17 protein-coding genes are annotated in these 13,810 nt (G+C 51.2%); 13 read left to right on the top strand and 4 right to left on the bottom strand.

Going from position 1 to position 13,810, the window contains the following annotated elements; genetic code table 11:
- The first annotated feature begins 38 nt into the window (after window positions 1–38).
- From rpmB to mutM, 4 genes are all read left to right on the top strand, one after another.
- Window positions 39–275 (top strand): 50S ribosomal protein L28, encoded by a 237-nt coding sequence (rpmB, locus tag OIK42_RS13830; protein ID WP_273641615.1) that lies wholly within the window; start codon window positions 39–41, stop codon window positions 273–275.
- Window positions 276–287: 12 nt separating this feature from the next.
- On the top strand, window positions 288–443 hold the full coding sequence (rpmG, locus tag OIK42_RS13835; protein WP_013786148.1) for a 50S ribosomal protein L33: 156 nt from the start codon (window positions 288–290) through the stop codon (window positions 441–443).
- Window positions 444–536: 93 nt separating this feature from the next.
- Window positions 537–1,013, top strand: a complete 477-nt coding sequence (locus OIK42_RS13840; RefSeq protein WP_273641616.1) for a hypothetical protein — start codon at window positions 537–539, stop codon at window positions 1,011–1,013.
- Window positions 1,013–1,828 carry a bifunctional DNA-formamidopyrimidine glycosylase/DNA-(apurinic or apyrimidinic site) lyase gene (mutM, locus tag OIK42_RS13845; RefSeq protein WP_273641617.1) on the top strand — a complete coding sequence of 272 codons (816 nt, stop codon included), beginning with the start codon at window positions 1,013–1,015 and terminating at the stop codon, window positions 1,826–1,828. Before OIK42_RS13840 ends, mutM begins: the two co-directional genes overlap by 1 nt.
- 17 nt (window positions 1,829–1,845) lie before the next feature.
- On the opposite strand, the gene coaD is transcribed toward mutM, so the two are convergent.
- Together coaD and OIK42_RS13855 are read right to left on the bottom strand one after the other, a co-directional pair.
- The gene (gene coaD, locus OIK42_RS13850; protein WP_273641618.1) at window positions 1,846–2,331 is read right to left on the bottom strand and encodes a pantetheine-phosphate adenylyltransferase; all 486 of its coding nucleotides are present in this window, start codon (window positions 2,329–2,331) and stop codon (window positions 1,846–1,848) included.
- A 62-nt stretch (window positions 2,332–2,393) separates the two neighbouring features.
- Window positions 2,394–3,116 (bottom strand): 3-deoxy-D-manno-octulosonic acid kinase, encoded by a 723-nt coding sequence (locus OIK42_RS13855; protein ID WP_273641619.1) that lies wholly within the window; start codon window positions 3,114–3,116, stop codon window positions 2,394–2,396.
- Between the two features lie 85 nt (window positions 3,117–3,201).
- On the opposite strand from OIK42_RS13855, the gene OIK42_RS13860 reads away from it, so the two are divergent.
- The 8 genes from OIK42_RS13860 to glpG all read left to right on the top strand — a co-directional run bounded on the left by OIK42_RS13860 (window position 3,202) and on the right by glpG (window position 12,008).
- The gene (locus tag OIK42_RS13860) at window positions 3,202–4,263 is read left to right on the top strand and encodes a glycosyltransferase family 9 protein (RefSeq protein ID WP_273641620.1); all 1,062 of its coding nucleotides are present in this window, start codon (window positions 3,202–3,204) and stop codon (window positions 4,261–4,263) included.
- 124 nt (window positions 4,264–4,387) lie between these two features.
- Window positions 4,388–4,834, top strand: a complete 447-nt coding sequence (locus OIK42_RS13865) for a hypothetical protein (protein WP_273641621.1) — start codon at window positions 4,388–4,390, stop codon at window positions 4,832–4,834.
- Window positions 4,831–6,018 (top strand): TonB-dependent receptor, encoded by a 1,188-nt coding sequence (locus OIK42_RS13870; RefSeq protein ID WP_273641622.1) that lies wholly within the window; start codon window positions 4,831–4,833, stop codon window positions 6,016–6,018. The genes OIK42_RS13865 and OIK42_RS13870 overlap by 4 nt, the downstream gene beginning before the upstream one ends.
- A 2-nt stretch (window positions 6,019–6,020) precedes the next feature.
- Window positions 6,021–8,462, top strand: a complete 2,442-nt coding sequence (locus tag OIK42_RS13875) for a putative bifunctional diguanylate cyclase/phosphodiesterase (RefSeq protein ID WP_273641623.1) — start codon at window positions 6,021–6,023, stop codon at window positions 8,460–8,462.
- A 141-nt stretch (window positions 8,463–8,603) separates the two neighbouring features.
- The gene (gene kbl, locus OIK42_RS13880) at window positions 8,604–9,800 is read left to right on the top strand and encodes a glycine C-acetyltransferase (protein ID WP_273641624.1); all 1,197 of its coding nucleotides are present in this window, start codon (window positions 8,604–8,606) and stop codon (window positions 9,798–9,800) included.
- A complete protein-coding gene (gene tdh / locus OIK42_RS13885) occupies window positions 9,797–10,822 on the top strand; it encodes an L-threonine 3-dehydrogenase (RefSeq protein WP_273641625.1) in 1,026 nt (341 codons plus the stop codon). Before kbl ends, tdh begins: the two co-directional genes overlap by 4 nt.
- A 7-nt stretch (window positions 10,823–10,829) precedes the next feature.
- On the top strand, window positions 10,830–11,144 hold the full coding sequence (gene glpE, locus OIK42_RS13890; RefSeq protein WP_273641626.1) for a thiosulfate sulfurtransferase GlpE: 315 nt from the start codon (window positions 10,830–10,832) through the stop codon (window positions 11,142–11,144).
- 3 nt (window positions 11,145–11,147) lie between these two features.
- A complete protein-coding gene (gene glpG, locus OIK42_RS13895; protein WP_273641627.1) occupies window positions 11,148–12,008 on the top strand; it encodes a rhomboid family intramembrane serine protease GlpG in 861 nt (286 codons plus the stop codon).
- Here glpG and OIK42_RS13900 read toward each other — a convergent pair.
- Window positions 12,005–12,409, bottom strand: a complete 405-nt coding sequence (locus OIK42_RS13900) for a flagellar basal body-associated protein FliL (RefSeq protein ID WP_273641628.1) — start codon at window positions 12,407–12,409, stop codon at window positions 12,005–12,007. The genes glpG and OIK42_RS13900 overlap by 4 nt on opposite strands.
- 192 nt (window positions 12,410–12,601) lie before the next feature.
- Between OIK42_RS13900 and ubiA the strand changes: the two genes are divergently transcribed.
- Window positions 12,602–13,468 (top strand): 4-hydroxybenzoate octaprenyltransferase, encoded by an 867-nt coding sequence (gene ubiA / locus OIK42_RS13905; RefSeq protein WP_273641629.1) that lies wholly within the window; start codon window positions 12,602–12,604, stop codon window positions 13,466–13,468.
- A 16-nt stretch (window positions 13,469–13,484) separates the two neighbouring features.
- Here ubiA and ubiK read toward each other — a convergent pair whose 3' ends face one another.
- The gene (gene ubiK / locus OIK42_RS13910; protein WP_273641630.1) at window positions 13,485–13,751 is read right to left on the bottom strand and encodes a ubiquinone biosynthesis accessory factor UbiK; all 267 of its coding nucleotides are present in this window, start codon (window positions 13,749–13,751) and stop codon (window positions 13,485–13,487) included.
- Window positions 13,752–13,810: the final 59 nt, after the last annotated feature.

The following is a 13,810-nucleotide window of genomic DNA, read 5'->3' on the forward strand; positions in this document are numbered from 1 at the left end:
GATTGGCGAGACAAAATTCGTTGTTCTGGAGACAAATAATGTCAAGAGTATGTCAAGTAACAGGTAAGCGTCCTGCGGTAGGTAACAACCGCTCTCACGCTAGAAACGCGACTCGCCGTCGCTTTTTGCCAAATCTTCAATCTCACCGTTTTTGGGTTGAGAGCGAAAACCGTTTTGTAAAACTGCGTCTGTCTGCAAAAGGCATGCGTATTATTGATAAAAAAGGTATTGATACTGTATTAACAGATATCCGTGCCCGTGGTGAGAAAATCTAAGGAAACCTAATCATGCGTGATAAAATTAAATTAGTTTCTTCAGCTGGTACTGGTTTCTTCTACACCACTGACAAAAACAAGCGTAACATGCCGGGCAAAATGGAGATCAAAAAATTTGATCCTGTTGTTCGTAAGCACGTTATGTTTAAAGAGGCCAAAATCAAGTAATAAAACTTGCTTTTGTCTCCACGAAAACCCGGCCGTTGCCGGGTTTTTTGCGTGAGCGTACACTAGTGAATACTAACCACGGGTAATTTAACAATGGCCAGAATGTCGAAGCGAGCATTTAACAATGTAGTGATATTTGCCATGTTGGGCATGATATTTTTGTTTAATCTTGACCGTTTCGTACCCGAATCTAAACTCCCCGCCAATCAGCCGTTACTCCCTGAAGGCGTATATGTGCTGAAAATCGAGCAGCATTCACAAAAGCTTGAACGCGTTGGCCAGCAGTGGCGCTTTGTGGGGCTCAATGAGTCGTTATCCACGTCACCGGAGCAACACATACAAGCCTGGCGCGACGCCGTTATTCAGGCCTCCAAGCCGCCCAGAAGCGTTGATCAGACAGAGCCGCTGGTAGCAGTTGTGTGGGTTGCCGGACAGGCTCAGGGGCTTGTTTACGCCTTTGTGAAGCAAGATCAGAACCTGTGGGTTAATGTCGATAGCCAATGGTATATCGTGGTTAACCAACGCTTGGATCAACTGCTGCCCTGGCTCCAGCATTCGCAGGAAATGTAATGCCTGAGTTACCCGAAGTCGAAGTCAGCCGTCTAGGCATAGCGCCTTACCTGGAAGGCGCGCAAATCACCGGTATTATTGTTCGCGACCGGCGTTTGCGGTGGCCCGTAGAGGAAGCGCTGAGCGACGCCGTCGGACAGACCGTGATGGCTGTTAACCGTCGCGCCAAATACCTCATCATCGAGCTGCAAAGCGGCGGGCGCATTATTTTACATTTGGGCATGTCTGGTAAACTACGGGTGCTGGATGCCGCTGTACCACCGATAAAGCACGATCATATAGATATCGTTCTGGCGTCGGGTAAGTGTTTGCGCTTTAACGATCCCCGTCGTTTTGGTGCCTGTTTGTGGCAGGCGCCCGGCCATGAAATCCCGACGCAGCTTAGCCATCTCGGCCCGGAGCCGCTCACCGACGATTTTACTGCTGATCGGCTGGCGTTGTTATCCAGGGGAAAACAGGTGGCGGTAAAAAACTTTATTATGGACAACGCTGTGGTGGTTGGAGTGGGTAACATCTATGCCAACGAAGCGCTGTTTATGGCAGGCATCGATCCGCGCCGCAAAGCGGGTAAGGTGAGTGCCACGCGCTACCAACAGCTTACCGGCGCAATTAAAGAAGTACTGGCCAAAGCGATCCAGCAAGGCGGAACAACCCTCAAAGACTTTACCCAAACCGATGGCAACCCCGGCTATTTTAAGCAGTCGCTCAGTGTTTATGGCCGTGCAGGCGAACCCTGTATAGCGTGCGAAACGCCTATCGAAAGTCTGACCATCGGTCAGCGCAATACTTTTTATTGTCCTCAGTGCCAGCGCTAGTCTGCTCTCGTAACGGCTTAGCCTGAATGCAGTAATTTGTTGAGCGCCGCTTTGACGGCCGGGTGGCAAAACTGCCCTACGTCACCATGATGCAAGGCCACTTCCTTTACCAGCGTTGACGATATAAACGAGTTTTCTTCTGAGGGGGTCAGGAAGACGCTTTCCAGATCAGGGTTGAGGCGCCGGTTCATGTTGGCTAACTGAAATTCATATTCGAAGTCGGCGACTGCTCGCAGGCCACGAATGAGTATGGTGGCATCCTGCTTTTTAGCAAAATCTGCCAGCAAGCCGGAAAAGCCAATTACGGTAACATTATCGAGTTTACAGGTTACCTCGGTAATCAGGGCAACCCGCTCATCTAAGCTAAAGAGCGGTTGTTTGCTGGGGTTAGCTGCGATCCCTACAATGACTTCATCGAACATGCGCGACGCGCGTTCAATGAGATCAGCATGACCATTGGTAATAGGATCAAAGGTGCCCGGGTAAATTGCGCGTGTGTGCATAGTCAATGAGTATAATTTAAGTTAATCAAACAGTACCTACAATCGTGGCCGGTTGCAATTTTCTATGCCCAATAGCCGGTCAGCAGACGCTGCCAGTGACTATCGTCGAAAGCGTAGTTGCTATGTACCGCCTTTTCTTTGCGCAGTGAACGCTGCAACCGTGCCAGGTTAGCGGCTTTCCATTGTTGTCCGTTTTTGTACCCGCACTTATCAAAGTCAATCAGCCAAAACCTGTTGTTAGTATCAAGCATGATGTTGTGAATATTCAAATCGTGGTGATAAACACCGTGATCATGTAACTGGCGTATAAGCGCGCCCATACGCTGCCAGTCTGACGGAGCCAGCGCGTCCTGGCAGAGATGTTCATGGACTTCGCGGCTATTGGGGATCCGCTCCATCAAAATACTTGCTTCGTAAGTCATGCCATAACGACTCACCCGGCCAGCGATACCCCTGGGAACCGGCAGTCCGGCGCTGCGCAGGGTATTGAGTAATTGCAGTTCGCGGAAAGGGCGACAGTTGGCCAGGCCAGAATAAATAAAACGGCGCCTGGCAATGTGGCGCACCAGGCCGCCACGGCAATAATCGCGCAGCACCATGGGTGCCGGTGACGCTATTAATACCGCCTGGCCCCGGCCGCTGGCGGCGGTGGCATGCTGTTGTTGTTGCCAGTACGAGCTCTGAAGCCACTCAACAGGTGGCAGTTGAATACCGAGCGCGCGACAGACGCTTGGACAACGTAGCAGACTATGGCGGCCCGATTGAAAGGTCTCTATGGCTTGCAATGATATTTCTCGGCATTAAGACTTGTTTAATCCTGCTGATTGTAATCAAATTAGCGAGGTTTATCAGTGTAAGTTGGAAGATTCTTTGTCAGCGGTAACAAAACTCCCCCAAAATTCAAGAATATGTATTCTTCGCCTCTCTGCTATCGGTGATGTTTGCCATGCCGCGGCGTTGGTGAATCGTATTCGCACTACCCGTCCGGATATTCGCATTACCTGGATCATCGGTAAAATTGAATACCAGTTAATGAAAGGCCTGGAAGGCGTCGAGTTTATCATCTACGACAAAAAAACCGGCCGCCAGGGCATGAAAGCGATCCGCGAGCAGTTTAAGGCGGTGCGTTTTGATGCGCTGTTTATTATGCAAATTGCGTTGCGGGCTAATTTGCTGTCCCGCGCAATACGCGCCGCGGTCAGATTAGGCTTTGATAAAAAACGCAGCAAAGAAGGCCATAGCTTATTTATTAATAAACGTATTGCGCCCCAGCGACACCCTCATGTGTTGGAGGGCTTCATGGCATTTGCTGATGCCGTGGGTATACCGCCGGTCCCCACACCTGCATGGGCGCTACCGCTGAGTGATCAGGATTACGCAAAGGGGTTACAACTGGCGAATGAACGCCAGTATGCGGTGATCTCGCCGGCCGCCTCAAAGGCTGAAAGGAACTGGCATGCTGACGGCTATGCAGCGGTAGCCAATTACTTAGCCAAACGCGGCCTGGCCGTTATATTGTGTGGCGGTCCAGGGCCATTGGACCGCCAGATTGGCGATGCGATCATTGCTGCCGGCGCGCCGGTAAGCCATGACTTAATCGGGCAGACATCACTAAAGGAACTGGCCGGTGTGTTAGCCAGCGCCCGTCTAGTGATTGCCCCGGATACTGGCCCTGCGCACATGGCAACCTGTGTTGGTACCGCGGTTATCGGCCTTTATGCGCATTCTAATCCGCGCCGGACCGGACCCTACAATAACCTTGATAACGTGGTGTCAGCCTACGACTATCATATCAAACAACAAACCGGCAAAGACTGGCAGCAACTGCCCTGGGGAAGCAGAGCAAAAGGTGAATCCCTGATGACAACGATAACGCCAGAGCAGGTTTACGCTGCAATCGACAAGCTGTTACCACCTGATAGTATTGAATAAAAATTCAACAATAACTTTCAAAAAAAGGTTTCCTTTCTATACTTAAGTAATCTTGGCATTACTTAAATACTACTGCACAAAAGGAACTATGCAGATGTTAACCTTTTTAATGTAAGGCGTTACGTTGAAAACCGGGTCCCTGAAAGCCATTCTCACATGCCTTGTTTTACTGTTTGCAAAAGAAGGCGTTACCGACGTTTACTCTACCAACGTAATGGCTAATTTATCGGTGAACGTCGAGTCATTGTCGCCAGCGCAATTGCGCATGATCTTTGCCGGGCGAACACAATTTTGGCCCGATGGCAGTCGTATTCGTGTTTTTGTGCTGCCGTCCGGTAATCCGCTTCATCAGGAGTTTTGCCGTACCCAGCTTAACGTTTACCCATACCAGCTAGAGCGTATCTGGCAGCGCGTGGTGTATTCGGGTCAGGGCGTAGCGCCACACGTGGTCAGTTCCCCTGAAATCCTGATTGAAAACATCGCCAACACACCGGGTTCGATAGGCTATATGCCAAAACATGTGATTAACCCCAAGGCGAAAAATCTGACTGTTTTAGGGGGCCAGCCATGATACAGCGCAGGCTGACAGGCGCAATGCTGGCCTTAATGACAATGGCTGAAGCGGGTGCCCAAACCGAAAACCTCGCCTGGCATGGTTTTGTGGCGCAGGGAATTACCAGCTCCACAGACAGCCATTACATAACTGACGATAACGATATTACAGCGGAGCTGACCGAAGCGGGAATCAACGCCACCTACATCCTCAACTCGTCGCTCAGCGTTGCCGGCCAATTGGTTTATCTTGACGGCGGCAATCGGTTTAGCCCGGGCACGCGAGTGGACTACCTGTTTGTTGACTGGCGGGTCCGCCAACAGTTTGACTGGCAGCTTAACGTGCACTTCGGGCGCTATAAAAATCGTCACTGGCTGTATTCGGCCACCCAGGATGTGCCGCAAACCCGGCCTTCCATTACCCTGCCGCAATCCATCTATTACGACGGTAACCGCGACGTGGCGCTGAGCAGCGACGGTATCGCCATACAAAGTACGTCATCGGGGAATACCGGAACCTGGGACGTGCGTTGGAGTTACGGACGCTCGCCCCTCGGCAAAGACGACTCTAAAAAACTGCTGAGCCCGCAGGTACAGGGGCGCGTAAAACAGGATTTTGTTCATCAGTTCAGCACCTACTGGCGGCCGGATGCTTCGCAGTTACAGCTAGGTGTGTCGTTACTGCAATCAGAATTTACCTACGACCCGGCCAAACAAGACATACTGCTCAGTGGCGATTCAATGATCGACCGTATTACCCTGGCGGCACGCTATGACAGCGAAAACTGGGAGCTGAGTATGGAGCTGCTGCGAGACCGGTTAATATATCAGGGCACGTTCGCGAACGGGCTGAACCTGGATGTGGATAAAACCGGCGAGGGTGGCTACATACAATGGCGCTATTTCCTGACGCAAAATGTCACCGCCCTGGCAAGAATAGACACCTACGATGTGGACCGCCAGGACCGTAAGGGCAAGCTGCTCGAGCAAAGCCCTTTCGGCATGATACCGGCTCACTATGGTTACATGGACGAGATCACCCTGGGCCTGAGCGTTGATATCACCAGCCAGGTGCGATTAAGCGGCGAATACTCACGGGTGCGCGGTGCGGGTCGCATTGCACCAGTGCTGTTTCCCGATGCCTTAATTTATGCACAGCCTTACTGGAGTAACTGGTCGTTGCAGCTAATGTATTGGTTTTAGCCGTGAGTAAGTCAGTATCACTGCGCTATAAAGTGCTAATTATCCTATTGATTACCGTCATGACGGTCTGTTCGGTGGTGGTTAGCTTATTACTGTATCAGGCGGCGCAACAGGAGCGGCAGCTTAATCAGGCGTTATTGTCGCGTGATGTTACCCGCTATCATCAAATTTCCTCGCTGCTCAGTGAGCGGTTAACCGTATGGGTGGAAAGCCTTAAATTTGTTAATGAAACGTCCATCGATACGCAATCAGAACTCGTTGGGGCGCTGCAGCGTTCCGCTGATTTTTTGTCGCTGCAATGGGACGTTAACAACGTATGGGTAGTGAATGGTCAGCAAGAGGTCATTTACCGTCAGGGTGAAATACTGCCGGATGCCATTAGGCCCATGGTGTCAGACACGCTCAGAGAGACGCGACCAGTCTATGGTTTGCATTGCCGCAACCTGTGTATGCAGGTCAGCAGTATTCCTATTTTAACCCACTCACAAACCGCCAGTGTGGTGGTAATGAGCACCTCGGTGCAGGAGTTACTCGCCTTGTTGAGTGAAACCACACAGGCTGAACTGGCAATGGTAAAAGAGATCCCCAATGCCCTGTCTCAACAAAACCGTTATGTCCTCAACAGTATATTAACTGAGCCGCAGGAACAGTTTATGTCTGAGGTGCTCAGAGCTATTCCTGCCGGCGCCAATAAACAAAAGCTGCTTACCGCGGGGGTCGAGGTTAACGTTAGTAACAACGCGTACCTGGTTACCTTTGTGCCGCTCTACAGCGACTTACCCAATGGCTATTACCTGTTGTTTGTGCACGATATTGATGCGCGTAAACATGCTTATCGCACACAAAACGCGACCATATTTTTGGGCGGCTTTGGTTTGGTGACGGCGTTTTTGCTGAGTATGTTTTTGCTGTTGCGCCGCTATGCCTACAAATTGTCAGTGTTATCCAACATGTTACCGCTACTGGCTCAGCAGCGCTTTAGCGAGTTTAAAGCGGCGCAGGAAAACAGCTTTACCCGGAACAGCTGGCTCAGTGACGAACTCGATACTCTGGGCGAAACCGCCATAGAACTTGCGCAGCGGCTCGAAACGCTGGATCAGCAAGCCACCGCCAATACGGCCAAACTCGAAAAAATGGCCATGTTCGACAGCCTTACCGGCCTGCCAAACCGCAGCATGATGATGTTTCAAATACATAAACAACTGGCAGCCATGCAGCGACAGCAGTCAGGTATGGCGCTGCTGTTTATTGATTTAGACAACTTTAAAAAGGTCAACGACAGTCATGGCCATCACTTTGGTGATGAAGTGGTTAAGCTGGCAAGTGTGCGCCTTTCCGGTGTAATTCGCGAAAACGACAATATCGCCCGTTTTGGCGGCGATGAATTTGTGGTTATCGTCACCGATCTGGATCACGAAGAACAGGTAAGTGCGGTGGCCGAAAAGCTCATCAGTCAGTTTGTTGAGCCCATGCACATTGGCGAGCATACCTTTTATATCAGTATCAGCATTGGTATCGCCTACACCGAAAACGCCAAGTCCAGCACCCTGGAACTTATGCGCCATGCCGACACGGCCATGTATGAGGCGAAGCTCTCGCACGGCTCCGCATATTGTTTTTTCCGGGCGTCGATGAATCAAAAAATCATCAACCAGGTAGAGTTAGAAGCCGCCGCTCGCGTGGCGCTGCAAAAACAACAGTTTTTCTTGGTGTTGCAACCGCAAATAGAGCTGGCCACACAACGCCTGACCGGCTTTGAGGCCCTGTTACGCTGGCGTCACCCGGAGCGGGGCATGGTTCCGCCCGGCGACTTTTTACCCCTGTTGGAAAACTCCGCCATGATGCCAGAAATCGACTTTTGGGTGCTTGAGCATGCCATTGGCTTGTTGGCAAAGCTCAATGAGCGGGGCTACAAGGGCATTAAAATGGCAATTAACCTGTCTGCTGCACAGTTTGCTAACTCTGCCTTAAAGCCCTACTTAACGCAGTTAATTGAGCAATATCAGGTGAGGCCAAAAGATATCGAGCTGGAACTCACTGAAACCGTGTTAGTTGCCGATATCGAACGCGCAATCGACGTGATTCACGAAGTGCGGGCCTTAGGTTGCTCCATCGCCGTCGACGATTTTGGTACCGGTTATTCATCGCTCAGTTACCTGCGTATGATCCCCAGCGATGTAATTAAGATCGATCGTTCTTTTATTGCTGGCATGTTAGAAAATGACAGCGACAGGAATATTGTGCAGTCGACCATTTCAATGGTTCACAATATGGCCTTTGAAGTGGTCAGCGAAGGTATAGAACAAGCCGAACAAATGGCCGAGCTGGTCGCGATGGGGTGTCGTTTTGGCCAGGGTTACTTCATTAGCAAGCCGATTGACGAGGACCAGTTGTATACCGTTATCGACGCCCGGGTACATGATGGTTACTGGCAAATTGAATAAAGGTTAGCCGGGCCTAAGCCCGGCGTCTTTAAATGTTTACAGGGTGCATTGGCCGAAACGTATTTAACCCAGTAAACTCATAGGTATAAGACCGTCCGGTTAGGTACAATACAGCACTTTAAAAAGGCCAGGAGCGCTAGTATGTCAGCATCTTTTATTTCTCACCTTGAACAGCAACTTAAAGCCACACGTGAAGACGGGCTGTACAAGGTTGAGCGGGTTATTACGACTCAGCAGCAGGCCGATATTGCCACTGAAAGTGGTGAGCAGGTCATTAATTTTTGCGCCAATAACTATCTGGGTCTGGCCAATCACCCGGATCTCATTGACGCTGCCAAGCAAGGCCTCGACTCCCACGGCTTTGGCATGGCGTCGGTACGTTTTATCTGTGGTACTCAGGATATACACAAAGCGCTGGAAGCTAAAATCAGTGCTTTCCTCGGTACCGAGGATACTATTTTGTATCCCTCCTGCTTTGACGCCAACGGCGGGTTATTTGAAACCCTGTTAGGCCCGGAAGACGCCATTGTGTCGGATGCGCTCAACCACGCCAGTATTATTGACGGAGTGCGCCTGAGTAAAGCTAAGCGCTACCGTTACGCCAACAACGACATGGCAGCACTTGAAGAACAGTTAAAGCAGGCCCGGGAAGACGGCGCGCGCTTTATCATTATTGCCACTGATGGCGTGTTTTCGATGGATGGCATTATTGCCAACCTGAAAGGCGTGTGCGACCTCGCTGACAAGTACGATGCCATGGTGATGGTGGATGACTGCCACGCCACCGGCTTTTTAGGCGAGGAGGGGCGCGGTAGCCACGAGTATTGTGATGTACTTGGCCGTGTAGACCTTATTACCGGTACCCTCGGCAAGGCCCTGGGCGGCGCTTCCGGCGGTTATACGTCGGGCAGTAAAGCCGCGGTGGAATGGTTGCGTCAGCGTTCGCGGCCTTATTTATTTTCTAATTCGGTGGCTCCGCCTATTGTCGCGGCGTCGCTCAAAGTGTTCGATATGATGGCCGATGGCCACGACTTACGCGCTCAGCTGTGGCGCAACGCGGCGCACTTTCGTCAACGTATGAGCGATGCGGGCTTTACGCTGGCGGGTAAAGATCACGCCATCATCCCGGTTATGCTTGGCGATGCCAAACTGGCCAATGACATGGCCGATAAACTGCTGCAAAAAGGCATTTACGTGATTGGTTTTTCCTACCCCGTGGTACCCAAGGGTCAGGCCCGTATCCGTACCCAGATGTCGGCAGGCCATACTATTGAGCACGTTGATAAAGCTGTGGATGCGTTCATCGAAGTTGGGCGTGAACTGGGAGTGATTGCATGAAGTCATTGGTAAAACAGCATCGTGAACCGGGCATCTGGCTGACAGACACCGACAAGCCGGTGATGGGGCACAACGACCTCCTGATTAAAATTCGTAAAACCGCGATTTGCGGCACCGATATGCATATTTATCAGTGGGATGAGTGGGCGCAACAAACCATACCTGTACCCATGGTAGTGGGCCACGAATATGTGGGCGAAGTGGTTGATATGGGCCAGGAAGTCCAGGGTTTTGCTGTGGGCGACCGGGTATCCGGGGAAGGCCATATTACTTGCGGACACTGCCGTAACTGCCGTGCCGGACGCCGTCACCTGTGCCGTAATACCGAAGGGGTAGGGGTTAATCGTGCTGGCGCGTTCGCCGAGTATCTGGTGATCCCGGCATTTAACGCCTTTAAAATACCGGCCAATATCTCCGATGAGTTAGCCGCCGTGTTCGACCCATTCGGCAACGCCGTGCACACCGCACTGTCTTTTGATCTGGTTGGCGAGGATGTGCTGATTACCGGTGCCGGCCCGATTGGTATTATGGCAGCGGCCGTGGCCCGCCACGTGGGGGCCAGACACGTTGTTATTACCGACGTTAACCCTTACCGTTTAGCGTTGGCCGAAAAAATGGGCGTGTCTCGGGCGGTTAACGTGGCAAATGAGTCGCTTAAAGACGTTATGCGCTCATTGGGCATGACCGAAGGCTTCGATATTGGCCTAGAAATGTCTGGAGTGCCAACGGCGTTTCGCGATATGCTCAATAACATGAACAACGGCGGTAAAGTAGCCATGCTGGGCATACCGCCGCAGGATGTCGCTATCGACTGGAATCAGGTGATTTTTAAAGGGCTGGTCATCAAAGGGATCTACGGCCGCGAAATGTTTGAAACCTGGTACAAAATGGCGAGTCTGATACAAAGCGGCCTGGACATCTCGCCCATCATTACACACGAGTTTGCGATAGAAGATTTTCAGCAGGGCTTTGACGTAATGGGATCGGGCAAATCAGGTAAAGTTATTCTCAACTGGCAGTAATTGTTTTATGCAACCGTTCCAACATATTTCTATCGCCGATGTCGCTTCTCAACAAAGTGAGTTGGTGATTGCTGATATCCGCGACAGCGGCTCATTCAGCGCCGCTCACATCGAAGGCGCCGTGAATCTCTCCAACGATAATCTCGGTGAGTTTCTACAGGCAACCCCTAAAGAGCAGCCGGTGGTTGTGGTGTGTTATCACGGCGTGAGTAGTCAGCAGGCTGCGCAGTTTTTAACTGAGCAGGGCTTTGAAACCGTGTACAGCATGGATGGCGGTTTTGAGGGCTGGCGGGTTGGCCAACCGGTAGTCAGTGGCCAATAAATAGTGGCCACACCGCTTATTGCCATTAGTGAGCTGCGCTACGCCGACTCACTGGCCAGCTACCTCAAGTCGCAGCGTATCGATGTGACTATAAACCCTGTTCCCGACGAGGAGCAGTACATTGTGTTGCTTAATGACGAGTCGAAATACGACGAAGCACTGGCGATTTGCCAGGCATTTGTTGATGCGCCTAACGATCCAAAATACCAGCAGGCCGCCTGGCAACATTCCGACCGTACCAACATACCCTTTGTATCAAGTGGCGGTGGTAACAGTGTAAAACGCTGGCTCATTGCGTTGCGGCGCGCACCCTTTGCTGGCCTTATACTTATTCTGTGTACCCTCATTTTTGCAGCAATGTTCTTCTGGTTTGAGCCCATTGCCTCAGTACTGATGATTATGCCGCTGGATAATTTACTGCAAAATCATCAGTGGTGGCGATTGCTGGGGCCCGCACTGATACACTTTAGTTTGCTGCACTTTGTGTTTAATTTGCTGTGGTGGGGGATGCTCGGCTCTCAGGTAGAGCGGCAACTGGGCACGAGCTTTTTGTTGATTTTGTTCGCGATTACTGCGGTGGTGAGTAATGTAGCCCAACTGCTGGTGGCAGGCCCTAATTTTGGTGGCTTATCCGGCGTGGTTTACGGTTTGGTTGGCTTTGTATGGATCACCGGTTGGCTGCGTCCTCAATGGGGGCTCTATCTGCCCAACGCTATTGTTGGCTTTATGCTGGTGTGGCTGGTGCTGGGCTTTACCGATGTGTTATGGGTGAATATGGCCAATGCCGCCCATACTGCGGGGCTGATCACCGGCTGCGTTATTGCCGGCTTACTTACCTTAGGCGCTGGTAAAAAGCCCGGTTAGGCGTTGTGCAGATATTTGGTGAAGATCACGTTTTTAATCACCTTGGCGCCGGTCTCTTTTTGCATGTGATCCTGCAGGGCGGCCAAAATAGCGCGGCGAATGTCTTCACGGCCGGTCAGTGACTTCACCTTTTCCTCGGGTTGCTGACCAAATATTTCAATTGCCGTTGAGCGTAGCAGGGGCATGTGGTGTTCAACCAGTTCGAGCTGGTCGACATCTTCTACCATGAGTTCAACCATGACCCTGACATACCCCAGGCGTGTAGCACTCTGGCCCAGGTAGTTGGTGACAATCTCAGGTTCTATGCCGATATAAGCATACGACGTTTGTTCTTGTGCTGTAGCTGAAGAAGGGCAAAAGGATGCGCCCAGCAACAATGCCAACAAAAGTAAATGCTTCATTAAACAGACCCAGTAATACAATTACGCTCAATTTTAGTTAACACGAGTATAGCGCACAACTCAATTTAGATTAAACATTCCTGATAACTGTTTGGCGTATGCCGAACAGGGGCCTGTGATTTTCGGCTGTATTGTGGAATGGCGCGGGCCAATGCTAAACTTGCCGCGTTTAGTTTGTACCTGCGGAAATCTATGGCGCTGTCACCACACAATATTCCCCATTATGCCAGACTCATGCGGCTCGACAGGCCGATTGGCATTTATTTGTTGCTCTGGCCAACCCTGTGGGCGCTGATGCTGGCTGCAGAGGGCATGCCGCCGGTTAAAGAGCTCATATTGTTTGTACTGGGCGTGGTTGTGATGCGCTCCGCGGGATGCGTAATAAACGATTATGCCGATCGCCACGTTGATGGCGCGGTAAAGCGCACTAACAGCCGGCCGCTGGTCGCCGGCCATGTAACCGCCCGCGAAGCCTTGCAGTTGTTCGGTGTGCTGATACTCATTGCATTTATTATTGTGATACAGCTTAACCTAGCGACCATATTGTTGTCGGGCGTGGCGCTGCTGCTGGCATCGGTATACCCGTTTATGAAGCGCTACACCCATTTGCCTCAGGCCGTTTTAGGCGCCGCTTATGGTTGGGCGATTCCGATGGCGATAATGGCGGTGCGCGGGGACATTCCGCAGTGGGGCTGGTTACTCTTTGTGGCTAATTTATTGTGGACCATCGCCTACGATACCCTGTATGCCATGGTCGACCGCGACGACGATCTGGTGGTAGGCATAAAATCCACTGCCATACTGTTTGGCCGGCAGGATAAACTGATTGTTGGCGTGCTTCAGCTCATTACCCTTGGCTTGCTGGTGGCGGTGTTTTTGCTCACTGAGCAGGGCTTGTTTGCGTATCTTGGCTTAGTGGCGGCGGTGCTGCTGTTTGGCCACCAACACGTTAATATCCGTCACCGCGACCGCGATGCGTGCTTTAAAGCCTTTCTCGACAATCACTATGTCGGGATGGTCATTGCCATAGGGTTATTTATTGACCTGGTGATTGTCTGAAGGCGCTAGCCCTAGGCTACTTGTCTGTTTCCTGCGGTGCATTTTGTTGTGCTTCCAGCGCCGCTACGCGACTTTCCATAGCTTCTAGCTTTTCGCGGGTTTTAATAAGTACCTGGGTTTGAATATCGAATTCCTCACGGGTAACCAAATCCAGCTTTGACAGCTGCGATTGCAGCACCTGTTTTATTCTGCCCTCGGCTTCGCCGGCCATGTTTTTTACGCCCGGCGGCACAGAGTCGGCAATTTGGCGTGCGATATCTTCAATTTTTTTCGGATCAAACATGGCATTTCCTGTGGTGAGGTATGTATTAGCGCATTTATTCTAAATCTATTCTTCGGTGA

This window comes from Alteromonas gilva, assembly GCF_028595265.1.
In the GTDB taxonomy this organism is placed as follows: Bacteria; Pseudomonadota; Gammaproteobacteria; order Enterobacterales; family Alteromonadaceae; genus Alteromonas; species Alteromonas gilva.